Consider the following 26,982-nt stretch of genomic DNA (forward strand, 5'->3'; position numbering starts at 1 on the left):
CGATGAAGAAAATAAATCAAATAATATATGTTGGTGCTTTGCTTATAGCTAGTTTAGCTCATGCCCAGCTTTCTCCTACAGAAAATTACGTTTATTCAAAAACCTATTTGTCAGACCCTACACTTCCTAATGTTAGGACCTCAGAAACGGTTCAGTATTTCGATGGATTAGGAAGACCTAAACAAGTAGTCAATATAAAAGCATCCCCTTTAGGAAGAGATGTTGTTACACCTATTGTGTATGATGGATTTGGAAAGCAAACAAGGGATTATCTCCCTGTTCCTCAACAGTCAACGACCAATGGAGCGATATACGGACAGAATTCAGGATTAGTTCCATTACCAATATCAGATCCAACAGGTGTTTACCCTGCTGGAGAAAAAGTTTACACTGAGAAAGAGTTAGAAAAGTCTCCTTTGGATAGAATATTGGAACAGAGGCAGGTAGGAACAGCGTGGACTACAAAACCTATTTTGTTTGGATACTTAGCAAATACAGCTACAGATGTTCGAAAATATATTACTACCACTGATCCTGTAGAAGGGAGAACCAATTCTAAACTGAAGGTCTCTCCTAACGATGCTAATTCTGCCAGCGGGTATTATAAAGCCAATCAACTCTATAAAAACTCTGTAAAAGATGAGGATGGTAATGAAACGATAGAGTTTAAAAATGGACAGGGACAAACTGTCCTAGTGAGAAAAGTCATCAGTGCGACTGATAATGCAGATACCTATTATATCTATAATGAATATAATCAATTGGCTTTTGTAATTCCCCCAAAGGCTTCTTTTGCCATTAAAGGCCTGGCTGCAGGAACACAGATTGTCGAAACTGATCCTATTTTAACTGATCTTTGTTATCAATACCGATATGATGGTAAAAATAGATTGGTAGAGAAGAAAGTTCCTGGAAAAGGAGCGGAATATATGGTTTATGACAAAGCGGATCAGCTTATTATGACCCAAGATGCCGAACTGCGTAAGAAATTTAAATGGCTCGTTACAAAATATGATCAATTTGGACGTGTACTTTATACGGGAATTTTCGCTTCCTTAGAAGGCAGGCCAAGTCTGCAAAATTTACTTAACAATTATGTAATTACCGAATATAGAAATGCTCAGGGGTTTACCAAGAATGGGATGCAGATTTATTATAGCAACAATTTTTTGGATATAGAAACTGCATTATCAGTTAATTATTATGATTCCTATCTCATAGGTGACCCTTTTCCTACTTTGGTACTCGACCAAAGCGTACTCCCTTCGGATGTACAACAATATGGACGTAGTACAAAAGGCCTGCCTGTCTCCAATTACGTAAAAAATATTGAAGATGATAACTGGACAAAAACCTATCTGTATTACGATCTTAAAGGAAGAGGTATAAGGGAATTCGCTCTTAACCATTTGGGAGGATATACCAATGTAGAAAGGCAATTGGATTTTGCAGGAATACCTCAAAAAACCATTACGAAGCATCAAAGATTAAGTAGTGATACTCCAAGAACTATTACTGAACTATTCACCTATGATCCTCAGAATAGACTTCTTACACATACTCACCAAGTTGATAGCAATCCTGTTGAAATCCTAACACAGAATAAATACAATGAACTTTCTCAATTAGAAAGCAAGAAAGTGGGTGGAATAAGTGCTACTTCTCCACTTCAACAGATAGATTATAAATACAACATTAGAGGCTGGATGACTCAGATCAATGATCCTACCACTTTAGGAAGTGACTTGTTTGGATATAAAATCAATTATAATCAAGTTGAAGGACTGGAAACTCCTGATGCTTTCGACACTGGATTGAAGGTAAAACCAAAGTATAATGGAAATATTGCTGAAGTATCTTGGAAGACTTTATTTGAGGAAAACGAACCATTAAAAAGATATGGATATGTGTATGATCCCTTGAACCGACTTACAGCCGGTTTCTATCAGAAAGCAGGAACTGAATCTGGAAGAGAATATTTTGAAAAATTAGAATATGATCTGAATGGAAATATCACAAGATTGAAAAGATCCGAAGGGATTTTGGCAGGAAATACAACTGCTGAAATGATTGATAATCTTAAATATGATTACTCAGGCAATAGACTAACAACGGTTACTGAAGAACAAATTCTGAACAGTAAAGGATATCCATATTTGGCAGCTCCTAATGCTATTGGATATGACTTAAACGGGAATATGATTAATCATAAGGATAAAGGCCTTTCTTCAATCCAATATAATTATTTAAATTTACCAAAGCAGATTACTCAGAATGCAGATGTAACCAATTATATTTATAGAGCAGATGGAGTAAAAGTGAAGAAGCTCTTTAAAAATTTAGAGACTAACTATTTAGATGGATTTCAGTATAAATCAACCTTTTCCATCGAGTCATGGGACGGTGAAGGAACCTACCATCCTGATCCGAATGAAATTCCGATTTTGAAGCTAAGAATCATTCCGACAGCTGAAGGATACTATGATGCTCTAAAAGAAGGATATGTCTACAACTTTACAGATCATTTAGGAAATGTAAGATTAAGTTATACTGACACCAATAAAGATGGTATTATACAGCCCCGTGCTTATGAATGCAACAGTTTCTCCAAAGGCGGGGGCGGAGGCGGATGTATAAACCCTTGGAAGCCAGGAGAGATTATAGACATAAACAACTATTATCCTTTTGGAATGTTACATAGTTACACTACAACAAGTCAAAATGCCTATCAGTATAAATATAATGGAAAGGAGTTACAGGAAACCGGGATGTATGATTATGGAGCGAGATTCTATATGCCTGATATTGGAAGATGGGGTGTTATAGATCCAAAAAGTCAGTATACTCATGAGGCATATAATTATGTTTGGAATAATCCGATAATTTTTGCAGATCCTACAGGGATGACTGGAGAAATTTCTGATTGGATTCATAATCCCAAAACAGGTAAATATAGATGGGATCCAAATGTTACAGGCCCAGGAAATACACCAGCTGGTTGGGATTATGTAGGAAAAACAGGTTCATATAAGATAGAAGGAGCAACTGTACAGCTTCTAGAAGGAGGAAAAACCTTTACAGATATAAATGAAGTTGCTGTAAGTGGAGTTTCTCCAGCCGCTGCAGGTATTGTTCTTTCACAAAATGCTCGTTTTGGGTTGTTTGCTTTTTTAGCAGTGGCTTCATGGTATGTTATCAGCGATTTTGTAGATACTAATCCAACTTATCAGCCAACTCGAATTGATCCTATGATGTACAAACATACTGATAATGCAGAATCTAATGCAGGATCAGAATCAAGTGTAGAAACAGATAGTACCGATGTAAATGGTGTAGATGTTCCTGATGCAAGAAAAGGAGGAGGAAAGAATGGACAGCATGCAAATCTTAAAGCCAAGCAAAGTGCAGGAGAAAAATATGAAGAAGCTAAAAGCAAGCTGGATTCCATATCAAGAAAACCTAATAAAACAAAAGAAGATAATAAATTAAAAGTCCAATTAGAAAAGCAAGTAAAACATTGGAAAGCAAAAGCTCAGGAAACAGGCGAAAACCATAGTAGAAATGCAAAAGGAAATAGATAAATTATGAATTTATACACAGTTATTTTTGAATTTATGGGTGGTACATATTGCTCGCAGAATTCCTCAACAGATGAAAAAAAAGCATTATTATATGCTATGAAAGAAAATATCGAAAATAAAGAACTTATAGATTTTAAAGAAGATCTTTTAGATGAATTTAATTTTTGGGTAGAAGAGATTGGTGTATTACCTTTGGATGAGTTAAAAAATATTTGGTATTTTTCTTTTTCATATGAAGATGAATCATATCATTGCCATGTAATTAAAACTACTAATCTATAAAATACCGCTCTTCGCTGCCCAAATTGGCGTGATCGTCTCGATCATGTCTAAATACGGTAGGATAACAATTTGTAAATTGATCCGAGAACCTATACATTCTCGGATCTTTCATTATATTTTCGTTTAAATTTGTATCGCAATGATAGGCTACGAGAGTGACACTCGTACCAGCAAGTGGATTGAACATTCAGGAGCAAATAAAAGATAAAATTATGATACCATATTTAACACCATTTACTGGTGTAGGAGAATTTGTAATAGGGCGTCCTATAGACCATTATAAAAAAGATTTTGAATTTTTAATAAAAGATTTTAACTCTTCAAGTACTCCATCTATTAACTATACTATTTATAATCCAGAGACAACAGTATTTACAGAGAATAATATCATTGATAGTATTGCCTGTTATGAAGAAGTATTGTATAAAGGTAAAAATCTTATAGGAATAACTGTAAATGAGTTTTTATTGTTTACAGATGAAACTTATACATGCGTTGAAGAACTTGACTTTGAAGAAGATAATATTTCTCAATTTGTTTACGAATTTGAAAAAATGGGTTTACAGGTATGGGAAAAAGGAAAGAACGGTAAAATTATCACCATAATAGTTAATGGAAAAGAGCATTATAGCGAATAATTTACTGTATTATTCTAATTCTATGACAAAAAAGTAAAAGCGCTAACAGGTTATAAACTGATCCGAGAAACTTTAGTTTCTCGGATCTTTCATTATATTTTCGTTTAAATCCGTATTGTAACAATGGGCAACGAGCGTGACGCTCGCGCCAGCGAGGGGAGCTAGGATAACGCAATCTGATGGTAATACAGGTGTTCGTCCTGCAAATGGAGATGATGCAAAAGATAAAAAAGGTGTTTATTATAGAGCTCATAGAAGTGTAGTAGATCAAGGAGGCATTATTAATGAACGTTTTTACGATGCACAAGGGGGAGAAATAGAAAGACTACCCAATGGCAGTGTCTCAGGTGCAGTAAAGTTAATATATACAACAGGTAATAATCAACCATTCCATACAGTACCAAAACAGAGATAATTTATGAGATATATAATTTTAATACTATCGGTTATTTTATTTACTTCTTGCAAATCGTTAAATAATCAAAAACAAGAGGGATATAAGATTTATAAAATTGAAAACCTTCATTCTTACTATATTGTTTATTGTGAAAAAGACGGCGAGAAATATAAAATCGTTTCAAAAGAACAAAATGATAAGACAATCAATAAATATAAAAAAATTAAGATAGGAAATTCCTATAATTTTGCGTTAACATTATATCATCCTAATAATAAGGATAATAATCCTTTGACAAATACAAGTACCTTTTTAAATGTGCTCCATTGTTATATGTTTGATGGAACTAAAGTTTGTGAAGAAGAAAATGGTTTATACACTACAGAAAATCTCAAAGGTCTGTATTATATAAAGTAATAAAGAAGAGACTGCAAAAGTGCAGTCTCTTTAATAAACTACAAGTACAACGGAAAGGAACTTCAGGAGTCAGAAATGTATGATTATGGCGCGAGGATGTATATGCCGGATTTTGGAAGATGGGGAGTGTAGATCCTTTAGCAGAAAAGATGACAAGACATAGTCCTTATAATTATGCCTTCAGTAATCCAATTAACTTTATAGACCCTGCTGGCGCGAGCGTCACTCTCGTGTCCGAATAAGATAAAATACAAAAATTCAGGAAATATTTTCCTGGATTTTTTGCTTCCAATATTTATAAACTTTGTATGCTGGAAAAGTATGATAAATACAATAGCTATTAGTTACTTTAGGAAATAGATTTAAATTTGTAATATGTGAAGAGGCAACGAGCGTCACGCTCGCGCCAGCGAGGGGGATGGAAGCAGGGCAATGATGAGCAATAATTTTACTGTTACTATGGATAAGAATGGAGTATTTACAGGCGTGCAACAAGGTGATAAAACATACTCTGTAAGCGATTGGAATAAAACAATGCAATCTACTCCGGCAGTAAAGCAAACAGATCCAAATGAACAGAAAAAGCTAAATGATATGATGGACAGAGGTCATAGAGAATAATAATTAAATACAATGAAAATATTAAATACAAATTGGATAAATATATTGGGTGTTTTTATAAGCGTCTTGTTTTATTCCATTATTTATAATCTCACTGTTGAAGATGATGTTACGACAAATTTTTTTCAGTCAATATTTGCTGCAATACTTTTGGTGCTCTCATATGGCTTAATGTTTTGGATAGGTTCTATTTTAGCACTTATAGTTTTAGATTTGATCTTGATAATTCCCAATCAAAGTAATTTGAAGTTGAAATTGTTAATAGAATGGATTGTAATAAGTGCGCCGTTTGTTTATTGGGCTACTATATATGAAGAGCAAAGAGTTTTATATATTATTGCCATCATAACTTTTCTAATCACCCAACTAGTAAGAGAAAGATTAATAACAAAAGCCACTTATTGAGTGGCTTTTGTTTTACATAATTGATTGCAATTTAGTTTGTTTAAGAAAAGCATCAAGGGGAGCGAAGACGTGTTGTCTGTTGCTCTCTTTTAGTTTCTAAAATCCCCCTGCTGGCGCGAGCGTCACGCTCGTGTCCAAACTAAGATAAAATACAAAAATCCAGGAAATCTTTTTCTGGATTTTTGTTTCCACTATTTATAAACTTTGTATTTTGGAAAAGTATGATAAATACAATAGCTATTAGTTACTTTAGGAAATAGATTTTAAATTTGCAATGCAAGAATGGGCAACGAGCGTGACGCTCGAGCCAGCGAGGGGGAATTGTAGGAGGTATCATTGGTGCCTTTGGTGGAAGTGCTTTTGGAGGAGCTGTTGCAGAAGGAAGTGTAGATGCTTATTACATGCCATAAATATTATAATATAATTATGAAAAAATTAGAAATTTTTTGGAATACAATTCATTATTTCGATTACAGATTCGAATTAAAAATTCAAAATATTCTCAGAGGAGATGGTACCTACAGTCAGCCTACATCCAACCCTGAAATACAGAAGCAAAGGGACATAGAAAAAGAAATCTTTGAAAAAGTATTTAAAAACCCAGGTTATGGATTCAGCAGTATGATGGCTGGTAATTTTATATATTTAATGGCTGGACTTATTGGCTCTGGAATATTTTTTATATTAATGGGTATCTTAAATTATTATAAAATACAGATAGATAAATTTGCATTCTTAATAATAGTAAGTGCTTTACCGTTCGTTGGACTCACTTATTATTATGTATTTCATAAAGATAAATATTTAACCTATTTTAAGGAATTTGATAAAAAGCCAAAAGATTGGAGAAAAAGATGGAAATGGATTAGCTTCTTTACAATAATGGCAATTATCTTGTTTTTGATACTAAGCTTTATGTTTATGGATTATTTATCAAATATTAATCATTAGTAAACAATAATTCTTAATAAGCACATTGTTATGAGTATTTTGCTGTGTAGTAGCAAAGTGGCTGGCAGTTAATAATATAACCAGCTCCGAGAAACCATTCTTTCTCGGAGCTCTATTTTAAAACATCTTTCGAATATTTCTACAATCCCCTCACAAGAAATCCTCCTTAATAAAACTAAAAACAACAATTTTCTTTATATTTGTGGAAAGCACATACACAACCATTATGGAAAAGCTAAAAAGTCTAAGAAAGCAAAGAGGATATACTCAGGAATATATGTCGAATATCCTTTCAACGGATGTTTCCAATTATTGCAGAAAGGAGAATGGAGATGTCAGAATATATGATGATGAATGGGAGAAACTGGCTAAAGCTTTAGAGGTTCCGGTTGAAGATATTAAAGAAGAAAGAGTGTCAGTTGTGCTGCATAATGATACAGCAACTTTTAATGATAATTCTGGCAACTATCAATCTAATAACTACCATTATTATAATATCCCAGATTACATCTTAGAGAATCAACAGGAATACATTAAAATATTGAGAGAACAAGTTGACTCATTGAAACAGGAATTAGAGAAATTCAAGTCCGGAAAACACTAACTCTTCAAAAAAACGATCTACTTTGAGTTCAAAATAGCAAAAGAAATTGGCTTTTATTATAGAGTTTGCACGTGAGGGGGAATTTAGAATACTACAAAACTACAATGAAAAATAAATCTTTTTTTAAACTATTTGAATACATTACAGAAATAGTAGGTTGGATTCAGATTTTTATATCCCCACTAATTGTAGGATGTGTTATAGGCTACATTGCTTACTACTTTATTCAAAATACTTTAGGTATCATTATAGGAGTTTCAATTGGTTTAGTAGGTTTTATATCGGGGATTATTTTAGCCAATCGTTCATGGAAAAAAGGCGGGACCGTTAAATTTCTTTCAAGGGTTATTTCTACACCCGACATTGATAAGGACCTCGATGATTCAAAGAAGCAAGCAAAAATTAATAACAAATAATAAAAATGTCGTAGAGAGGATTATATATTGTCTTAGCTAATCCAAGAAACATTAATTATGGAAAATGAAAGATATATAGAACTGAGAAGAGACGTGTTAATTTCAATTCAAAGAGCATTATGGGGAATGATATATCCCTCAATTAGGGCAATTGCTGTAGGATTTGAAAACACAGAAAAGCTTACAGTTATTTATTATTTAGATAAAGAACCTGAAGAAGAAGATTATGAAAATATAGCAGAAGTAACTAGTGAGGTCTGTTCAGATATTAACTTTTCTACAGTAGAAGAATTTTGTATATATACAAATGAGCCATTTTCAAAACTAGACAATTTGGTTTCCTGGGTTTATATGAGAAAAGAAGAATAGAATCACTTTTAACAACATTTCTAATATCAAAAATTGTGAGTCATATTGTATTAAAAAAATGGGAGGATTTACAATCTACAATAACAGAAAGAGCCTACTCCTGATATCTACAATTTCGTAGATCTTTTATTAGTATGGTCAACAGAAATCAAAAAAATAATTTATGACAGATTTTAAAATAGTCTTTCCAGAGGGATACAATGTTAATGATTATAACGATGATAATATTGATTTAAATATTATCATACCTAGTGGCCAAGTTTTCTTTTCGACTTTTCTTACAATTTTGAATATTAACAATCTGATGATTAGAGATAATGATTTATATTTCTGGGCTACAGACATGATTATTGTTAAAAATCTTATGAAAGAAACAATAAAAAGTAGTGTATCTAAAATGATTAGTGACAGATACCTTGAATCTGCATGTTCGGAGATTGGTAAAATTCACGAAATTTTCCCTGATTATAATGCATACTCTGATTTAATTAGTCATATATAGTCGCTCGTATAACAATTGACTATACTATATTAACACCGAACTCAGAACAGTTTATCTCCTAATTTTTTACAAACTAACCTCCTCAATTCTATATTCTTTCCATGGTATATCAATAGGAATATTTTTTGCAGCAGTTAAAATATGCCCTCCTCAGTTGTACATAGTTATGAATATTTTCCAGAAACTGAAATATTACGAATCGTATATCAGTCGGGAGCAGTTTATGATTATCTGAAGGTTTCCAAACGCATCGTTGATCAATTCAAAGCCTTTCAATCTAAAGGAACATTTCTCAATAAGGTTATTAAGAAGAAATTTAAATATGTAAGAATAAAATAATATCAATAGGATTATTTTAACATTAATTTAAGTCATCATGCAGTATCAATTGATTTCTTATTCCTAATTTTAATTTTTAATTCGAATTCTTTATTTAACCAAATCCAAAAATATGATATTAGAACAAGGAACCTCAGCCCCGGATTTTGAACTTCACGCTACTCCAGATCAGAAATTAAAACGTTCTGATTTCTTAGGAAAGAACCTAATACTCGTTTTTTATCCTGCAGACTGGAGCCCGGTTTGTGGAGATCAGGTGAGTTTATATAATGAAATGCTTTCTATTTTTCATAAATACAATGCCGATATTCTAGGTATTTCTGTTGACAGTGCCTGGTGTCATGATGCTTTTATGGAAAACAGAAAACTGCATTTCCCTTTACTCGCAGATTTCAATCCAAAAGGTGAAATTTCAAAAGCTTATGGTGTGTATAATGAAGAAAACGGGACTTCAAAAAGAGCGTTGTTTGTTATTGATTCGGAAGGAACAATCCAGTGGAGCTATCTGTCACCAGATGGAATTAATCCCGGTGCTGACGGAATCATTGATGCATTAGAAAATTTAAAACAAAAATAATATTTATGTCTACTTTAAGAATTCCTATTGGTCCTCATGATCATGTTCAGGGAAATCCGGATACTGCAAAAATAGTTTTAGTCGAATATGGCGATTATCAATGTCCTTATTGCGGACACGCTTTTCCTTTGGTAAGAAAATTTGTGGAAGAAAATATAGATGATGTCGCATTTGTATTTAGAAATTTTCCTTTAACCGATGCTCATGAATATGCTATGGCAGCGGCAACAGTAGCCGAGGCCGCAGGAAAGCAGGGGAAATTCTGGGAAATGCACGACCTCATCTACGATAATCAGAATTTATTGAATGAAGCTTTGCTCAAGGAGTGTGTAAAAGTTTTGAAACTGGATGTCAATAAAATCGAAAATGAGATCAATACCGCAGAACTTCAGGGTAAAATTGAAGCCGATTTTGAAGGTGGTGTGCGCAGTGGGGTAAATGGCACTCCATCGTTTTTTGTTAATGGAGAAAAATGGGAAGACTATGATGGAACGTATGATTCTTTCATTGACCTACTTTCTTAGTTGAAGCTATATTCTAAAAAATTAGTGATGTCATTTCGGGTATGTTTTGGATAAAAACCGTATTGAGAAATCTTTGTATGATCAGATCTCGATACATTTTTCTTCTGAACTACGTTCGCAGGATTACATCCTGTATTTCGAAAAACACTCGATCTGACGATGGTCATTCTTACTTATAATAAATAAGGCTACCTCAACAATGAGGTAGCCTTATTTTTATATTTAATTTATTATTACAAAGAATAATTCGGAGCTTCCTGTGTGATGATCACATCATGTGGGTGGGACTCTTTTAATCCGCTTCCTGTGATCATTACCATTTTGGTGTCTTTCTGTAAAGCTTCAATATCTTTCGCTCCACAGTAACCCATTCCAGCTCTCAATCCACCTGTCAACTGGAAAATCACATCTTCCAATTTTCCTTTGTGTGGAACTCTACCTTCAATTCCTTCCGGAACGAATTTTTTAGCTTCACTTTGGAAATATCTTTCTTTACCTCCTCTCTTCATTGCTGAAAGGCTTCCCATTCCCTGGTAAGATTTGAATTTTCTTCCCTGGAAGATAATTTCTTCACCTGGTGCCTCGTCAGTTCCTGCTAAAAGAGAACCAAGCATTACTGCTCCTGCTCCACTTGCAATTGCTTTTACAATATCTCCGGAAAGTTTGATTCCACCATCTGCAATTACGGCCACATTTTTAGATTTAGCGTATTCGTAAACGTTATAGATCGCTGATAACTGAGGAACTCCAACTCCTGCCACTACTCTTGTCGTACAGATAGAACCAGGTCCAACACCTACTTTAAGAACATTTGCTCCTGCTTTGATCAAATCTTTCGCAGCGTCAGCTGTTACAATATTTCCACCAACGATATCCAGATCCGGATATGCTTTTCTGATTTCTGAAATTTTATCTAAAACTCCTTTAGAATGTCCGTGAGCAGAATCAATAGCAACAATATCAACACCAGCTTGTACCAATGCTGCAATTCTGTCCATAGTATCTTCACCCACTCCAACTCCTGCACCTACAATAAGACGGCCTTTCTGATCTTTATTTGAATTTGGATACTCTAATTGATTATCGATATCTTTAATCGTAATTAATCCAACCAGTTTATTGTCCTGATCTACGATAGGAAGCTTTTCAACACGGCTTTTAAGAAGAATTTCTTTTGCCTTTTCAAGATTGGTATTTTTATCAGAAGTGATCAGATTTTCTTTAGTCATGATCTCTTCCACTCTTGCATCAAGATTCTCCTGATATTTTACATCTCTGTTGGTAATGATTCCTATCAATACATTATTTGGATCTACAACCGGTAAACCTGAAATTTTATATTTAGCCATCATTTCTTTAGCCTGAGCTAAAGTGTGATCTTTTGAAAGAGTAACAGGATCAGAGATCATACCATTTTCAGAACGCTTTACACGGTTTACCTGTGCAGCCTGTTCTACGATCGTCATGTTTTTATGAATGAAACCTAAACCACCTACTCTTGCTAATGCAATCGCAAGATCGCCTTCAGTAACTGTGTCCATTGCAGCAGATACTATCGGAACATTCAGTGTGATTTTATCGGTAAGTCTTGATTTTAATGATACCTGGTTAGGTAAAACTTCTGAATAAGAAGGGACTAGAAGAACGTCATCGAAAGTGATGGCTGTCTCTACAATTTTGTTATGAATAGACATCTTTACTTTCTTTGCAAAATTAGGCTATTTTAGTGAGATATGAAAATCCTTTTCAATAGTTTAAATAAAAATTAATAATCAATAAGTTAAATCGAAAAACCGCTCTTAATTAAAAGCGGTTTTCGACAAAATAAAATGAGTTATATGAATATGAATATGAAATTATCTTTTAATGAGCTGCTGGTTGTCCCTTTTCATCAATATTTTCAATGTGGGTCTGATTGTTTTTATCCACATAGATCTTTAAACGTAATCGTCCTTTGTCATCGCGGATAAAAAGTCCAACATCTCCGTTTGAGGTTTTTCCTGCAAAAAAGCGTTCACTGGTTAATTTTCCTTCCTGTCTTAGTTTAGCATATGCTTTTTTAGAGGCTACCGGATCATTAAGACGTTTTAAAGAGTCTTCAAATTTCATAATCTCTTCCATTGGAAAATTATCCGGTCTGTCCCAAAGTTTCAATCCATACGTTCTGGATTTTTTATCGCCTGCATCTTCCAGATATTGAAGCTGCATGATCTGATCCGTATTTCTCTGATCAAAGGAATAGACCATTCCGGATTCTCTTTCATCGGCACCATATACCAGGCCTCCGCATTCATCACCCAGTTCATTAAAGAAAATCAATCCAGCCTCTCTTTCTCTAGGCTTTAAATCTTTATTATTGAACATTCCGGGATGCTGACGTTTTTTATTACTGATCGTCATTTTCAATGTTCCGTCCTTCTCAACGATATTAATTCGTTCCACATCAATTTCCTCAAACCTTTGATGTTCATTACTGGATTTAAAAGCCAGTAAAAAAAGTAAAACGAATGCGATAGTAAGTGAAGCTGCATATATCTTAAGCATACGCACTTCTCTGATTAGTTTTTCCATGAATAAATAATTTTATTTTATAAAAATAAATTATTTATCTGAAGCTGAATTAATGAATTTTGAAATATCATCCGGAGTAAAGTTCCCTCTCACATCTACAAACACCAATTCTTTATCTGAGTTTACCGTGATCAGCATATTTTTGATGTTTTCACCGGATTGTTTTACCCGGACATTTACATTATCTCCATCATGCTTTATCGTTGCCCAATCTTCATAATTGTTATTGTTAAGATATTTCGCATAATCTGCCAGCATCTCTGGGTCTCCATTCTCTACAGTCAACACTTTGACTTTCGATATCTTCTTGATAAGATCAACAACTTCTTCATTATCTCCATCTTCTCTCAGCGCTTTTTTTATAAAAGGCTTGGCTAAGAACATGGGTACATTGATACTTTCAAACTTTGCGCCTTTAAAATCATATCCGGAGTCTGAAAAGAAATCCATATTAGGCCGATGTGAAACTACACAAGACTGAAGCAGAAGTAGCGTACAACTAATAAGTAAAATGGTTTTTAAGTTTTTCATGGCGATTGGTTTTAGTCGATGGGCTTTAAAGTTCCACCTGACATTTTACTGATTTTAGAATCAATTTCCGGGTTTCCTTTATATTTCACCAATCCACCTGATGAAGCCCTTACTTTAAGTTTACGATCCACATTGATGCTAAGACTTGCTCCTGATGTAGATTCCGCCTCAACTTCGTTTATTCTTAAGTTTTCAGCTTTACATACCGCCCCACTGCTTATATCCATTACTCCAGAATTAGCTTGCCCTTCAAGCTTAGTATCTGATCCGCTTGATGCTTTAACAACGATAGAGGAAGTACTGATTGTTGCTTTGATATTAGCACCTGAAGTTGAACTGACATTAGTAACATTAGAAATATTAAACTTTCCATTGATAACGGCTCCCGATGAAGCTTCGATATCCATATTATCTTCTTTCACTGTATTTACTGTTACAAAGTTTGCTCCTGAAGATGTTTTTATATTATTCATTCTTGGAGAAGAAACGTTAACATTTAAGTTTTTAAATCTTAAATTTTTTACCCCTTTATTATCAACATACACCTTCAGAATACCATTTTCCACTTTGGTAATAACATACTGAAGTTTATCAGCATCAGCAATTACTTTTACACTGATCGGGCTTTCCTGTTTGTAAACCACATTTACACCTGTGCTTACCTGAATTCCTGAGAACTCACCCACATTTCTGGTCTCGCCATTCAGGTATGAAGTGCTGTTACTCGAAGTAACGCTGCTTGTCCTGGTATTGGTGATCGAGCTTGTTTTCGTTTCACTGGACTTAATAATTTTATTAAGATCATCCATGGAGAGCTTTCCATCCAGCATTACCAAGACATTACCTCCATCTCCACTGTCTATACTTAAGAGTACATCATCCAGTATACCGTCTTTAGCTTCTGACGAAAGAAACTTTATTTTGTTTCCACTACTGTTTACGGTCATAATCTCATTGTAATTCAGGTGGCTAAGGTAAGAGGAGATATCTTTATTGATCTGGGACAAACTATTTTGCACCTTCCTCCCTACGCTGCTGTCCGCATTTTCGGGATTTTCTGTGATCAGAATTCTCAATCCATTGATCTTGGAGAGTAATGGCTTGATCTGATCCAACTGAGAGTCATCGATATTCAGACTGCTAAGCATTCCAAACATTGGTTTTGCAATCTTAATAGAAGTTACACCTTCTACTTGTTGATATTTTTCAAAAAGTCTATCGAACTTGTCTTCCTGCCCATATGCAGTAAAAAAATGGGAAAAAGCAAGCGCGAATATTATCAATATTTTTTTCATGAGTCAATTTTTAATTTTAATCTGATAATTAATGCCTGATCAGGGAGTAATCTCTTTTTTTTAGTTAATAGTCATCGTCCATCACTTTAGGTTGTGCTAACTTTTCACTAACGTTATTTGCAAATATTTGAAATGAATATTTAGTCACATTAATAGCCTCTTCTACATTGTCGATTCTTTTTCCGTTTACAATCACATAATTGTTATTGTATCCCGTAGAATCTTTTTTAGCGGCATTATATTTTTTATAAGAAGAATTGTATGTAAATTTTGGTCTTACTTCTTTTTTCAATCTTCCTCTTTTTGGAAGAATTTCATCCATCACGTCTTTCTCCGCAATTGTATTCTCCTGAATCAGGGAATCTTTTTTCGCACCCTCAATGGTATCTGTATTATTTACGGCTACCTGTTGTTCAGGCTCGTGATTTTCTTCAATAAAATCCTTTTTTTGTTGTAGCACCTGATTTTCTACCAATTTAGATTGATCATCTACATCAGAATTTCCCAGATTGTAATTAACAATAAATCCAGCACTTAAAAGAACCACTACACTGGCGGCCATCCAAAACCATTTTGGAAAAGAAGGCTTTTTACTTTCAAGGGGGATGATCTTAGTATCATCATTATTTACGCCTTCTGCTTTTTGAAGAAAATCTTCAAAATCCCAATCCATTTTCTCTTCCTTTATTTCCTGGAAGATTTTTTCGTACTTATCTTGAAATTGATCGTTGTTCATAATTCATCAGTTGTGAGATTTGTTCTTTTACTTTTTGTCTTGCCCGCATAAGATTTACTCTTACCGCATTTTCTTCCATTTCCAGCATTTCAGAAATTTCAGACACTTCATACTCTTCTACATCTTTTAAATGGATAACCATTTTTTGTTTCTCAGGAAGCTGATTAATAAATCCAATAATATGATCCTTGAGGTTATTAACTTCCATACTATAGAGCTCTGACCGATGAAGCTGCATATCTGCAAAACCAATCTTTACATCATGGTGCTTCAGTCTGTTCAGACATTCATTCTTTACTGATTTCAGTGCATAGGATTTTAAATTTCCAAACTGCTCCAGCTCATCTCTTTTCTGCCAAAACTTGACCATTAGATCCTGCACGACATCTTCTGCTTCATCACTGCTCATGACAAACCTTTTCGCAAAACGATACATCTCATTTTTGAGAATAAACACCGAATTTTTAAAGGTTTCCTGGGTCATAAGTTTTGCTTCTATTAGTAAGACAATTAAAAAATTGATTTTATTACATCATTAAACAAAAAAACTTCAAAATAATTGAAGTCCTTTTTATAATCAGGTCTGATAAGTATCAAAAATATGTTTTAAAATCCCCTTGTCATCTTCTGTTAAAGGGACTTTTCTTCTTGCCATTGCTCTCTCTGCAACTTCGTAAGCTTTATCTAATTTAAATCTTTCATCTCCTTTAAATCCACCCCACGAAAAATTTTCTATAAGGTTCGGAGGAAATCCTTCTTTAAAAATATTAGATGCTACACCGATTACCGTTCCGGTATTAAGTTGTGTATTAATAGCCGTTTTAGAATGGTCTCCCATAATTAATCCGGCAAACTGTAATCCTGTATCTTCAAAAGCCTTGGTTCTGTAGCTCCAGAATTTTACATGTCCATAATTATTCTTCATATTTGAAGAATTCGTATCTGCTCCGAAATTACACCATTCTCCAATAACAGAATTTCCTACAAAACCCTCATGGCCTTTACTGGAATATCCAAATACAATAATATTATTAACCTCACCACCAATTTTACAATGAGGACCAATTGTGGTTGCTCCGTAGATCTTTGCTCCAAGATTAAATTTAGAATGATCACAAAGTGCAATAGGTCCACGAAGGTGGCAGCCTTCCATTACTTCTGTATTTTTTCCGATGTAAATTTTACCGGTTTTTGTATTTAATGTAGAAAACTCAATTTCTGCTCCTTCTTCTATGAATAAATCCTTTTTATCACCTAAAAAACCATTGGTTGAAGAAAGTTCCTGTGATACTTTTCCTTCCGTTAATAAGTTAAAATCGAAATCAATAGCTTTATGATTATAAGTAAACAGATCTTTTGGTTTCTTAAAGAAAACAAGCTCTTCTTTAATATCCGTCATTTTTTCAATCTGACTTAATGAAAAACCTTTCATATTGATCTTAGCAGCAATCAGTTCATCTTCATATACTAAAGCTTCTCCTTGTTTCAGATCTTTTATTTGCTGTAATACACTTTCAGTTGGAAGAAAATTAGTCACAAGAAACAGACTCTCTTTTTCATCGGGATTTTTAAATTTCTTTTGTAAGTAATTTTCTGTGAAATAAGAAACTTCAGAATTTTCTAATAATTTCTGCCATCTTTCAGAGAAGGTAAGAATCCCACAACGCATTTCTGCAATAGGACGTGTAAAAGTAAGCGGAAGAAAATCTTCCCAATATTGTGCATCTGAGAATACTAATTGCATTTTTTAAGAAGTTAGAGGTTAAAGATCCGAAGCTAGAAGTTCGAAGCTGAAAGTCATGATATACCATTGATATAATAAATTTTCAGATTTTAAGTTCTAATTTCTATCTAAAACAAAAATACAAATAGTAAGACTAACTTTTTACTTCTGATCTCGAATTTCTATTTAAAAAACAATAAAAAAGTCTTCCAAAATATTTGGAAGACTTTAATATCTTTTATTTTCAAAAAATTACTTAGCGAATTTTTTGTATTTGTTCATGAATTTATCTACTCTACCTGCAGTATCTACCAACTTCACTTTACCAGTGTAGAAAGGATGAGAAGTAGAAGAGATTTCCATTTTGATTAAAGGATACTCCTGTCCTTCATACTCGATAGTATCTTTTGTCTCTGCAGTTGATTTGCAAAGAAACACCTCGTCGTTACTCATATCTTTGAAAACAACAAGTCTATAATTTTCTGGGTGAATTCCGTTTTTCATAATACAATTTTTTAAAAAATTAAAGTTCTGCTTTCGAAATAGTAATGGATATTTCTCTGCTAATTTTAGGCTGCAAAAATACAATATTTTTTTAAATATCCAAATAGCTAATCCAATATTTTTTAATTGATAAGAAATTTAAAGTATTTTCGTTAAATTTGAAATCTATATTAAACTTTAATTTCGATGAAATTCAAATTATTACTGGCTTTTTCTTTTTGGATGCTTCTCATGATGGTATCATGTAATAAAGATGATATTAGTTTTGACGCTCCTTCCCAACAATTAAGATTCTCCAGAGACACGGTATTTTGTGATACAGTATATCACCAGGTCCGTTCTGAAACTTATGTTGTGAAAGTATATAATAATGAAGACAAAGATATTTCTATTCCGAGAATTAATCTGGAAAAGGGATCTGCTTCTTTATATAAGATCAATGTAGATGGAAAATCAGGTTTTGATTTTAAGGATGTTCCTTTAAGAAAAAAAGACAGTTTATATATTTTCGTTGAAATTGCACCTCAAGCAACAGGGCCAGAAGCAATCGCTGAAGACCGTGTCGTCTTTACAAGCCCGGCAGGACAGCAACATGTAACTTTATTTTCTGTAGTTCAGGATGCTGAATTCTTTATTCAGACTCCAACCAATCCAAATGTGATCAGCAACCATACCACCTGGAATAATACTAAAGCCAAAATCATTTATGGTGACCTTACTATAAATCCTAATATTACACTGGATATTGAACAGGGTACTAAAGTTTATTTCCATAAAAACAGCGGAATGAAAGTAGCTACAGGTGCTACTTTAAATATCAATGGAACATTGAATAATGAGGTTGTTCTCCGTGGAGACCGTAACGATCCTTATTACGACACCATTCCTAAGAACTGGAATTCTATAAGAATGGATGTAGGATCTACTCTTCATATGAATTACGGAAGGCTTTTCGGAGGGACAAGAGGCTTAGAAATGAAACAGACCAATGCAACCATCACCAATTCATTTATCCACACTTTCCAGGAATATGGGATCTATGCTATAAATGCTACGGTAAATGCAAAGAACCTTGTCATGAACAATTGTGGTGAATCCGCAGTAGGTATTTTTAAAGGAGGTAATCATAGTTATGTTCACTCTACAATAGCGAATTACTCAAGAACCATGAATTCATCCAATAGAAATGGCATTTTTGCCACTAACGAATGGAAAAATGATGCAGGACAAGCAGAGCAAGGCGCCTTACAATTGAATGTAAAAAACAGTATTGTATACTCTGACAGGGATAATTCAGTTAATTTTGAACAAACTCCAGGTCAGCAATTTAATTTTCAATTTCAAAATTGTCTGTTGAAATATTCCGGAACCTCAGAGGCCGGATTTAATTTTGACAGCAATCCAAATGTGATTCAGAGTTTAAAGAACGAAGATCCTCAATTTGTTAACTACTTTACGGCTCATCAGAATCTAAGGGTAAAAACCACCTCACCTGCAAAAAATAAAGGAGATGTTACGGTGGCAGCAACGGTTCCAACAGATATTGCTAATGTATCAAGAACGGCTAACCCAACTCTTGGAGCTTATCAATAATGGAGATTACCAATTTACAGCAGCAGGTCGACGAATGGATCAAAACAATTGGGATCCGCTACTTTAATGAGCTGACCAATATGGCTATGCTAACGGAGGAAGTAGGAGAAGTTGCCAGAATTATCGCCAGAAGATATGGTGAACAAAGTGAAAAAGAAAGCGATAAAAGCAAAGATCTAGGCGAGGAATTGGCCGATGTTTTATTTGTAACATTATGTTTAGCCAACCAAACCGGAGTCAATTTACAGGAAGCTTTTGATAAAAAAATGAAGATAAAAACTGACCGTGATAAAGAACGGCATCAGAATAATGAAAAACTGAAATAAAGATTTCAGATACTAGATCCCAGATATCAGACTCTTGAAAGTTTGAAGTACCTGTCTGGCCTCTGATGTCTGAAATCTGAAATCTTAAGAAACAATGAAGTTAGAAAAATCCAACCTAATAGGAAACCAAACAATACAGATCAGCGGTTCGAAAAGTATTTCGAATCGTTTGTTGATTTTGGAAAGTTTGTTTAATAATATAAAAATCGGAAATCTCTCAAATTCTCAGGATACGGATATGCTTAGTAAGGCACTATCCGGGAATTCTGAATTAGTAGATATTCACCATGCAGGAACTGCAATGCGTTTCCTTACTTCTTACTTTTCAATTTTTGAAGGTAAGAACACCATTCTTACCGGTTCCGGAAGAATGAAGGAAAGACCGATCAAAAATTTAGTAAGCGCCTTAAAAGATCTGGGAGCTGAGATTGAATATATGGAAAATGAGGGCTTTCCACCATTAAAAATCACTGGAAAGAAAATTACTCAATCCAAAGTCAATGTTCCTGCTAATATTTCAAGCCAGTTCATTACTTCCTTATTGCTTATTGCAGGAAAATTGGAGAATGGATTAGAGATCAACCTTGTCGGTGAAATTACTTCAAGGTCTTATATTGAAATGACTCTGGATATTCTGACAAAATTCGGAATTAAAGCAAGCTTTACCGGAAATATCATAAAAGTAGAACCTTTCACCAATCCATCTTCTGTGATCTGTTATGAGGTGGAAAGTGACTGGAGTTCAGCGTCATACTTTTACTCCATTTGTGCACTGGGAAGAGAAACAATACATCTGAAGAGTTTCTACAAACAATCTACTCAAGGAGATTCAGCCATTGCAAAAATTTATGACGAGTTTTTTGGTATTAAAACGATTTTCTCAGAAGATGACCATAAGATCACCTTACAGCCTGATCCTAATTTTATATTTCCAGAAAAAATTGAATTGGATATGAACAACTGCCCCGATATTGCACAAACTCTTTGTGTAACAGCAGCGGCACTAAAAATTCCTTTTGATATTTCAGGACTTGGAACGTTAAGAGTAAAAGAAACGGATAGACTTCAGGCTTTATATAATGAACTTAAAAAATTAGGAACTGACACAGAGATCACCGATTTAACGATTAAGTCTATCAGTTTTGGAGAACCGGAAGAAAATATTTCCATTAAAACCTATCAGGATCATAGAATGGCGATGAGTTTTGCTCCATTCTGCCTGATTAAAGAATTGAATATCGAAGAGGAAGATGTTGTCGAAAAATCATATCCTAAGTTTTGGGAAGATCTAAATACTATTTTAATTAAAAACTAATAATGTCACAACATAAAACTATAATCATCACAGGAACCTCATCGGGAATAGGTTTCGTTCTTGCTGAATATTTCGGAAAGAAAGGTCACAAGGTATATGGTTTAAGCAGAAAACATACGGAAAGTCAACATTTCAAATCTATTCCTACAGATATCACTGATAATGATGCCGTTCAAAATGCTATTGGAGAAGTTTTAAAAACAGAAACAAAAATTGATGTCCTGATCAATAATGCAGGAATGGGAATGGTAGGTTCTGTTGAAGATTCATCCAAGGAAGATATTTTGAAATTATTCAATCTGAATCTGGTAGGCTCTGTTCAGATGATGAGCGCTGTCATGCCTAACATGCGTGAACAAAGATTCGGAAAGATCATCAACATTTCCAGTATCGGAAGTGAAATGGGCTTACCATTCCGTGGATTTTATTCGGCTTCAAAATCAGCATTGGACAAAGTAACTGAAGCAATGCGTTACGAAGTATACCCATGGAATATTGATGTTTGTTCACTTCATTTAGGAGATATTAAAACAAATATTGCAGAAAATAGAGTGAGAACCAAAGTTTCTGAACCCTATAAAAATGTCTTTGACAAAGTATATGCTTTAATGAATTCTCATGTAGGTGATGGAACGGAGCCTCTGGAAGTTGCAGAATATATTGAAAATCTTTTAAGTAAAAATAAATGGAAAGCTCATTATTATTTTGGTAAATTCGGACAAAAGATAGGAGTTCCTTTGAAATGGATACTTCCACAGGGAACTTATGAAAATCTAATGAAAAAATACAATAAACTGGATTAGTTTCAGTTTTTAAAAGAGTTTGAAGCTTTTACTTAAAATATTTTTCGTGCTGTTTTGCGTTCTTGTTCAGGCGCAAAAGAAGATGTATTGGCTTACTGATGTACAAACTAAACAAACGAAAAAAGTAAAAGATTCTGCTTCTGCAGCAAAGTTTCTTGATTCGCTGGCACAAAGCAATTATTTCTTCACCCAATTAAAAGATGTCAAAATAAAAGGCGACAGCACAGAGATCTTTTATGATAAAGGCAAAAACTTTAATGAGACCTACGTTAATCTCTCTGATTCTATTGTTGGAAAATTGAAAATTAAAAAAGAATTCTTCACTAAGAATTTAGATTCAACAAAGAAAAACATTAACAAAAGATATATTGATGATGGCTATTCATTTAGTAGGATCAAGTCCAAATACAAAGGCCAGAAGGATGGCTACCCTATTGTAGAGCTGGAGATCAATAAAAATGATAAAAGAACCATAAATGGTTTTGTGGTAAAAGGCTATGAAAGGGTTCCAAAAAGATTTATAAAAAATCTTGAAAAGGACTTCAAAGGAAAAACTTATGACGATAAGAATCTGATAGCCATCAACAAAAACTTTCAAAGCCATCCTTTTGTCACGTTAGAACGACCTCCTCAGACCCTTTTTACAAAAGATTCCACACAGATTTATCTTTTTATGGAAAAGAAAAAAACCAATACTTTTGATGGAGTTATTGGTTTTGGAAATGATAAGACAGACAAATTTACTTTAAACGGAACATTGAATGTAAGTTTCAGGAATATGTTCAATGGTTTTGAGGCGATCAATTTATATTGGCAGCGAAATCCTGATAAAGGACAAACTTTTGATCTACAGACCGACGTCCCTTATCTTTTTAAATCAAATGTGGGTTTAAACATGAAAGTGAATATCTTCAGACAAGATTCTACATTCGCTAATGTAAAACTACTTCCTGCACTTTATTACCATATTAATAACCGATATAAAGTAGGTCTGAGAGGAACTTTTGAAACGTCAAGTATCATCGATACTTTATATGTTCAGGGTAAAGATTACAACAAAAAAGGGATTGGAGTCTGGCTTGATATGACAGAACCAACTGATATTGACCTTTTTCTTTATAAAACAAAAATAAATGCCGGGTATGACTTTCTTACCACTACATATACGAAAGATAACATCAAGGCCAATCAAAACCAGTTCTATTTCTTTGGAGAGCATAATTACCATATTTCAGGTAACCACTTCCTCAATATAAAGGCAGAAGGAGCCATGATGGATTCGAAGATTGAATTTTCTGCCAATGAATTATATCGTTTTGGAGGCTGGAACTCAATGCGGGGATTTAATGAAAAATCCCTCGCCGCCGACTTTTATTATTATGCTGGTTTAGAATACCGATATCTGATAGGAAATCAGGCATTTTTTGATTTCTTTGGACAGTATGGGCAGCTCAACAATAAATCTCTAAGTGTAAAACCCAAGCTCTACAGTGTCGGGCTCGGATTTAACTTCTTTATTCCAATTGGCTTAATGAGCTTCCAGATTTCGAACGGGAATGAATTTGGAAATCCATTCAAGTTTAATGACATTAAAATTCACTGGGGGATCTTAAGTAGATTTTAGAGAGAAACTCCTTTTATTCCTACCCATATCTGTCTTTTAAAATAAAGTAAAAAAAGTGATATAAACAGCTTTTTAAGCTTTATAATTATATTAATTTATTTTATCCGAAAAGGTGAAATCGTATTTTTATCTTAATATATCATTAAAACCCTGGTAACACTACACGGCTAAATTTGTCCTCAAAAAAATGAAGAAGACTTTAGCTACTTTTGCGATTTTTTTACTCCCCCTTTATTTAACTGCCCAGGAAATTAATATTTCCGGAAATGTAAAATCCGAAAACGGCACTAGTGTTTCAGGTGTAAATATTACTGACAAAAACACTGGAAAATCAGCTATAACTGATGAAAATGGTAATTTTACAATTACTGCAAATCCTAAAGATATCCTTGAGTTCTTCTCTCCGGAATACTCTTCTTATAGTATAGAGGTATCTTCCAGAAGACAATATTCGATTGTTCTAAAAAAAGTAAATGAAAAACAGATTGAAGGTGTTGTTATTACAGCTTTAGGTATTGCGAAAAAGAAAGAAAAAATCGGGTATTCTACTCAGGAAATAGGAACAAAACAATTTGAATCTATTACAACACCAAGTATAGGAAACTTATTTTCCGGACAGGTTGCCGGATTAAATGTTTCAAACCCTACCGGAATGCAGCAGGCTCCTGAATTCACTTTGAGAGGTAATTCTAATCTGGTATTTGTCATCGATGGTGTTATCGTAGAAAAAGAAGTTTTCCAAAATCTTGATCCAAACAATATCGATAACATCAACGTATTGAAAGGTGCAACAGCTGCCGCATTATATGGATCACGAGGAAGATATGGTGCTGTTTTGATCACGACAAAGAGTGCGAAAAAGAAAGGTTTTACAGTAGAGTTTTCACAAAATACTATGATTACAGCTGGTTTCACCAACCTTCCAAAGACTCAGACTCAATACGGAAACGGTTCTCATGGAAAATATGAATTCTGGGATGGTGCAGACGGAGGTGTAAATGATGGTGATATGATCTGGGGACCTAAATTTGTTCCAGGATTACAAATAGCACAATGGAACAGTCCAATTAGAGATAAAACAACAGGGCAGGTTATTCCATGGTATGGAACTGTAGCAGGAAGCCAGTACAATGATAAATCAAGATATGAAAGGGTTCCTATCGATTGGGAATATCATGATAACTTAAATACCTTTCTGAAGCCTGCGGTTATCAATAACAACAGTTTTTCTATTAGTTATAAAAATAATAAAGACACCTACAGACTTTCCGGTAATTTCATGAATTATGATGACAGAATTCCGGAAGCTTATTTACAGCGTTATGGAATAAATTTCTCTTCTGAAAATCATATAACTGACAAGCTAATCTTTGATACGAAGTTTAATTTTAATCAAACTTTTACCCCAAACATTCCTAATTACGATTACAATCCAAGTGGGCATATGTATACCATTCTTATCTGGATGGGAGGTGATGTAAACGGAAAAGATTTAAAAAACCACATGTGGGTTACTGGTCAGGAGGGACGAACACAGGCTAACTGGAACTACGCATGGTACAATAACCCATGGTTTGGAGCAAATTATTACAAAAATAAGAATAGAACCGATGTGATCAACGCACAAACAGGTTTAGAATATAAAGCAACTCAGGATTTCTCTATTAAAGGTAAAATATCTATTGTTGAAAATCACAATACGCAAGAGATCTTAAGTCCTTATTCATATTTCAATTACAGTGCACCAAGAAGTGGAGGATATCTTTTGAATGACACAAAGACATGGAATCTAAATTCTGATGTTTTAGCCACTTATAAGAAAAAGATCTCTGAGAACTTTGACTTTACAATTAATGCCGGAGCTTCAACATTTTACTATAAGAACGATGTAGATAATGCTTCAACAGATGGATTAAAAATTCCTGAACAATACACACTAGACAATTCTGTGGGAGCGGTAAAATACTATGACTATCTTAAGGAAAAGCTAATTTACAGTGCGTACAGTACCATAGATATTGGCTTATACAATGCATTCTTCATTAATGTGTCCGGACGTAACGACTGGTCTTCTACATTGCCAAAAGCTAACAGGTCTTATTTCTATCCTTCAGCTTCATTAAGTGCCGTTATATCGAATCTCGTTAAAATGCCTGAATCTATTAACCTGTTGAAGCTATCTGCTTCATGGGCGAAAGTGGCTTATGACTTTCAGCCTTACTCGATCAGAAATTATTATTTAAATAATGATGGTATTACTTTCAATGGAAATCCTACCAATTATTATCCAACAACCTTAAATTATGAAAACTCTCTGAAGCCGGAACAGACCAAATCTTATGAATTGGGTTTAAGTGCAGGTTTGTTTAAGAACAGAGTGACATTAGATGCTACTTATTTCAGAACGTTGGATTATAATAATATCCTTCAGTTTCCAAGTGCGGAGTCTTCAGGCTTTAAATCTCAATATGTAAATGGTAACGAATATACCACAAAGGGTGTTGAGATTTCCTTAGGGCTGGTTCCAGTAAAGACGAAAGATTTTATGTGGAAATCACTGATCAACTGGAGTAAGTACGAACAGAAACTAACATCTATCTATGAAAACATGCCTAATTACAACAACATTAAGCTAGGCGAAAGAATGGATAGTTATTATGATTATACGTGGCAAAAATCGCCGGATGGAAAAGTAATTCTGAATGCAGAAACCGGAATGCCAACAAAAGCGAACACTCCTACTAATCTTGGACATTTCAACCCAGACTGGACTTTTGGATTTAATAATACATTCAAATACAAAAAGTTGAGCTTAAACATTGGCATCGATGGAAATATTGGGGGAGTAATGAGATCTCAGGTTGTGGAAAAAATGTGGTGGGGAGGAAAACATCCTAATTCTGTGGCATACAGAGATGAGGAATATGCTAATCCGGGTACTTATTATTTTGTACCGGATGGCGTAAATTATAATGCTGCTACCGGTACTTACACTCCGCATACAAAACCTATCAGTTTCCAGGACTGGGCACAAAACTACCCTTATCAGGCAAGGGTAACAGAAGATGAAAGTGAAGAATTTGCCAATGTTTTTGACAGGACTTTTATAAAATTAAGATCAGTAGTTCTGGAATATGATTTCTCTTCTTTGTTAAATCCAAAAGGATTTGTAAGGAATTTTACTGTAAATGTATCAGCCTATAATCTTGCCATGTGGAAAAAATCAAAAAACCTCTACTCTGATCCGGACTTCCAGGTAAAAACAGGAAATGACATTCAGGATCCTTCAAGCAGATGGTTTGGAATTGGATTCAATCTTAAATTTTAATTAAATAACA

At 34.1% G+C, this 26,982-nt stretch carries 29 protein-coding genes and 1 pseudogene; 22 read left to right on the forward strand and 8 right to left on the reverse strand.

The window, feature by feature from the left end; genetic code table 11:
- Positions 1–2 precede the first annotated feature (2 nt).
- The 16 genes and pseudogenes from J7E44_RS17780 to J7E44_RS17850 all read left to right on the forward strand — a co-directional run bounded on the left by J7E44_RS17780 (position 3) and on the right by J7E44_RS17850 (position 10,623).
- Positions 3–3,581 carry a DUF6443 domain-containing protein gene (locus tag J7E44_RS17780; RefSeq protein WP_214831774.1) on the forward strand — a complete coding sequence of 1,193 codons (3,579 nt, stop codon included), beginning with the start codon at positions 3–5 and terminating at the stop codon, positions 3,579–3,581.
- Positions 3,582–3,584: 3 nt separating this feature from the next.
- A complete protein-coding gene (locus J7E44_RS17785) occupies positions 3,585–3,863 on the forward strand; it encodes a hypothetical protein (protein WP_214831776.1) in 279 nt (92 codons plus the stop codon).
- Between the two features lie 212 nt (positions 3,864–4,075).
- Positions 4,076–4,501, forward strand: a complete 426-nt coding sequence (locus J7E44_RS17790) for a hypothetical protein (protein WP_214831778.1) — start codon at positions 4,076–4,078, stop codon at positions 4,499–4,501.
- A gap of 136 nt (positions 4,502–4,637) precedes the next feature.
- The gene (locus tag J7E44_RS17795) at positions 4,638–4,916 is read left to right on the forward strand and encodes a hypothetical protein (protein WP_214831780.1); all 279 of its coding nucleotides are present in this window, start codon (positions 4,638–4,640) and stop codon (positions 4,914–4,916) included.
- A 3-nt stretch (positions 4,917–4,919) separates the two neighbouring features.
- Complete coding sequence (locus tag J7E44_RS17800) at positions 4,920–5,315, forward strand: hypothetical protein (protein WP_214831782.1); 396 nt, start codon at positions 4,920–4,922, stop codon at positions 5,313–5,315.
- A 39-nt stretch (positions 5,316–5,354) separates the two neighbouring features.
- A pseudogene (locus J7E44_RS24420) lies at positions 5,355–5,530 on the forward strand (RHS repeat domain-containing protein); the annotation flags it as partial.
- A 220-nt stretch (positions 5,531–5,750) separates the two neighbouring features.
- Positions 5,751–5,936 (forward strand): hypothetical protein, encoded by a 186-nt coding sequence (locus J7E44_RS17805; RefSeq protein ID WP_214831784.1) that lies wholly within the window; start codon positions 5,751–5,753, stop codon positions 5,934–5,936.
- 12 nt (positions 5,937–5,948) lie between these two features.
- Complete coding sequence (locus tag J7E44_RS17810; RefSeq protein WP_214831787.1) at positions 5,949–6,341, forward strand: hypothetical protein; 393 nt, start codon at positions 5,949–5,951, stop codon at positions 6,339–6,341.
- Positions 6,342–6,767: 426 nt separating this feature from the next.
- Positions 6,768–7,292 carry a hypothetical protein gene (locus tag J7E44_RS17815; RefSeq protein WP_214831789.1) on the forward strand — a complete coding sequence of 175 codons (525 nt, stop codon included), beginning with the start codon at positions 6,768–6,770 and terminating at the stop codon, positions 7,290–7,292.
- Between the two features lie 226 nt (positions 7,293–7,518).
- Positions 7,519–7,896 (forward strand): helix-turn-helix domain-containing protein, encoded by a 378-nt coding sequence (locus tag J7E44_RS17820; protein WP_214831791.1) that lies wholly within the window; start codon positions 7,519–7,521, stop codon positions 7,894–7,896.
- A gap of 104 nt (positions 7,897–8,000) precedes the next feature.
- A complete protein-coding gene (locus J7E44_RS17825) occupies positions 8,001–8,312 on the forward strand; it encodes a hypothetical protein (RefSeq protein WP_214831793.1) in 312 nt (103 codons plus the stop codon).
- 57 nt (positions 8,313–8,369) lie between these two features.
- Complete coding sequence (locus J7E44_RS17830) at positions 8,370–8,681, forward strand: MafI2 family immunity protein (RefSeq protein WP_214831795.1); 312 nt, start codon at positions 8,370–8,372, stop codon at positions 8,679–8,681.
- 163 nt (positions 8,682–8,844) lie between these two features.
- A complete protein-coding gene (locus tag J7E44_RS17835) occupies positions 8,845–9,183 on the forward strand; it encodes a hypothetical protein (protein ID WP_214831797.1) in 339 nt (112 codons plus the stop codon).
- A gap of 141 nt (positions 9,184–9,324) precedes the next feature.
- Positions 9,325–9,522 (forward strand): KTSC domain-containing protein, encoded by a 198-nt coding sequence (locus tag J7E44_RS17840; RefSeq protein WP_214831799.1) that lies wholly within the window; start codon positions 9,325–9,327, stop codon positions 9,520–9,522.
- A gap of 112 nt (positions 9,523–9,634) precedes the next feature.
- A complete protein-coding gene (locus J7E44_RS17845; protein ID WP_214831809.1) occupies positions 9,635–10,099 on the forward strand; it encodes a redoxin domain-containing protein in 465 nt (154 codons plus the stop codon).
- 5 nt (positions 10,100–10,104) lie between these two features.
- The gene (locus J7E44_RS17850) at positions 10,105–10,623 is read left to right on the forward strand and encodes a DsbA family protein (RefSeq protein ID WP_214831818.1); all 519 of its coding nucleotides are present in this window, start codon (positions 10,105–10,107) and stop codon (positions 10,621–10,623) included.
- Positions 10,624–10,856: 233 nt separating this feature from the next.
- On the opposite strand, the gene guaB is transcribed toward J7E44_RS17850, so the two are convergent.
- From guaB to J7E44_RS17890, 8 genes are all read right to left on the reverse strand, one after another.
- Complete coding sequence (gene guaB, locus J7E44_RS17855; protein WP_214831828.1) at positions 10,857–12,317, reverse strand: IMP dehydrogenase; 1,461 nt, start codon at positions 12,315–12,317, stop codon at positions 10,857–10,859.
- A 169-nt stretch (positions 12,318–12,486) separates the two neighbouring features.
- Positions 12,487–13,194, reverse strand: a complete 708-nt coding sequence (locus J7E44_RS17860) for a hypothetical protein (protein ID WP_214831831.1) — start codon at positions 13,192–13,194, stop codon at positions 12,487–12,489.
- 30 nt (positions 13,195–13,224) lie between these two features.
- Positions 13,225–13,725, reverse strand: coding sequence for a DUF4252 domain-containing protein (locus tag J7E44_RS17865; protein WP_214831833.1), 501 nt, complete (start codon positions 13,723–13,725; stop codon positions 13,225–13,227).
- 11 nt (positions 13,726–13,736) lie between these two features.
- Positions 13,737–15,020 carry a DUF4252 domain-containing protein gene (locus tag J7E44_RS17870; RefSeq protein WP_214831835.1) on the reverse strand — a complete coding sequence of 428 codons (1,284 nt, stop codon included), beginning with the start codon at positions 15,018–15,020 and terminating at the stop codon, positions 13,737–13,739.
- A gap of 64 nt (positions 15,021–15,084) precedes the next feature.
- The gene (locus tag J7E44_RS17875; protein ID WP_214831837.1) at positions 15,085–15,756 is read right to left on the reverse strand and encodes a hypothetical protein; all 672 of its coding nucleotides are present in this window, start codon (positions 15,754–15,756) and stop codon (positions 15,085–15,087) included.
- Complete coding sequence (locus J7E44_RS17880) at positions 15,731–16,240, reverse strand: GFO_1088 family ECF-type sigma factor (protein ID WP_214831839.1); 510 nt, start codon at positions 16,238–16,240, stop codon at positions 15,731–15,733. Before J7E44_RS17880 ends, J7E44_RS17875 begins: the two co-directional genes overlap by 26 nt.
- A 93-nt stretch (positions 16,241–16,333) precedes the next feature.
- On the reverse strand, positions 16,334–17,500 hold the full coding sequence (locus J7E44_RS17885; RefSeq protein ID WP_214831841.1) for a GlmU family protein: 1,167 nt from the start codon (positions 17,498–17,500) through the stop codon (positions 16,334–16,336).
- A 231-nt stretch (positions 17,501–17,731) separates the two neighbouring features.
- On the reverse strand, positions 17,732–17,983 hold the full coding sequence (locus tag J7E44_RS17890; RefSeq protein ID WP_002976190.1) for a type B 50S ribosomal protein L31: 252 nt from the start codon (positions 17,981–17,983) through the stop codon (positions 17,732–17,734).
- A 186-nt stretch (positions 17,984–18,169) separates the two neighbouring features.
- On the opposite strand from J7E44_RS17890, the gene J7E44_RS17895 reads away from it, so the two are divergent.
- From J7E44_RS17895 to J7E44_RS17920, 6 genes are all read left to right on the forward strand, one after another.
- Complete coding sequence (locus tag J7E44_RS17895; protein ID WP_214831843.1) at positions 18,170–19,576, forward strand: hypothetical protein; 1,407 nt, start codon at positions 18,170–18,172, stop codon at positions 19,574–19,576.
- A complete protein-coding gene (locus tag J7E44_RS17900) occupies positions 19,576–19,902 on the forward strand; it encodes a nucleotide pyrophosphohydrolase (RefSeq protein WP_214831845.1) in 327 nt (108 codons plus the stop codon). The genes J7E44_RS17895 and J7E44_RS17900 overlap by 1 nt, the downstream gene beginning before the upstream one ends.
- Before the next feature lie 94 nt (positions 19,903–19,996).
- Positions 19,997–21,217, forward strand: a complete 1,221-nt coding sequence (locus tag J7E44_RS17905; protein WP_214831853.1) for a 3-phosphoshikimate 1-carboxyvinyltransferase — start codon at positions 19,997–19,999, stop codon at positions 21,215–21,217.
- A gap of 2 nt (positions 21,218–21,219) precedes the next feature.
- Positions 21,220–22,020, forward strand: a complete 801-nt coding sequence (locus J7E44_RS17910) for an SDR family oxidoreductase (protein WP_214831860.1) — start codon at positions 21,220–21,222, stop codon at positions 22,018–22,020.
- Positions 22,021–22,066: 46 nt separating this feature from the next.
- Positions 22,067–23,644, forward strand: a complete 1,578-nt coding sequence (locus tag J7E44_RS17915) for a BamA/TamA family outer membrane protein (protein WP_261510135.1) — start codon at positions 22,067–22,069, stop codon at positions 23,642–23,644.
- A gap of 187 nt (positions 23,645–23,831) precedes the next feature.
- Complete coding sequence (locus J7E44_RS17920) at positions 23,832–26,972, forward strand: SusC/RagA family TonB-linked outer membrane protein (RefSeq protein WP_214831871.1); 3,141 nt, start codon at positions 23,832–23,834, stop codon at positions 26,970–26,972.
- The last annotated feature ends 10 nt before the right edge of the window (positions 26,973–26,982 follow it).

It is taken from the genome of Chryseobacterium sp. ISL-6 (assembly GCF_018613715.1).
Classification (GTDB): Bacteria; Bacteroidota; Bacteroidia; order Flavobacteriales; family Weeksellaceae; genus Chryseobacterium; species Chryseobacterium paludis.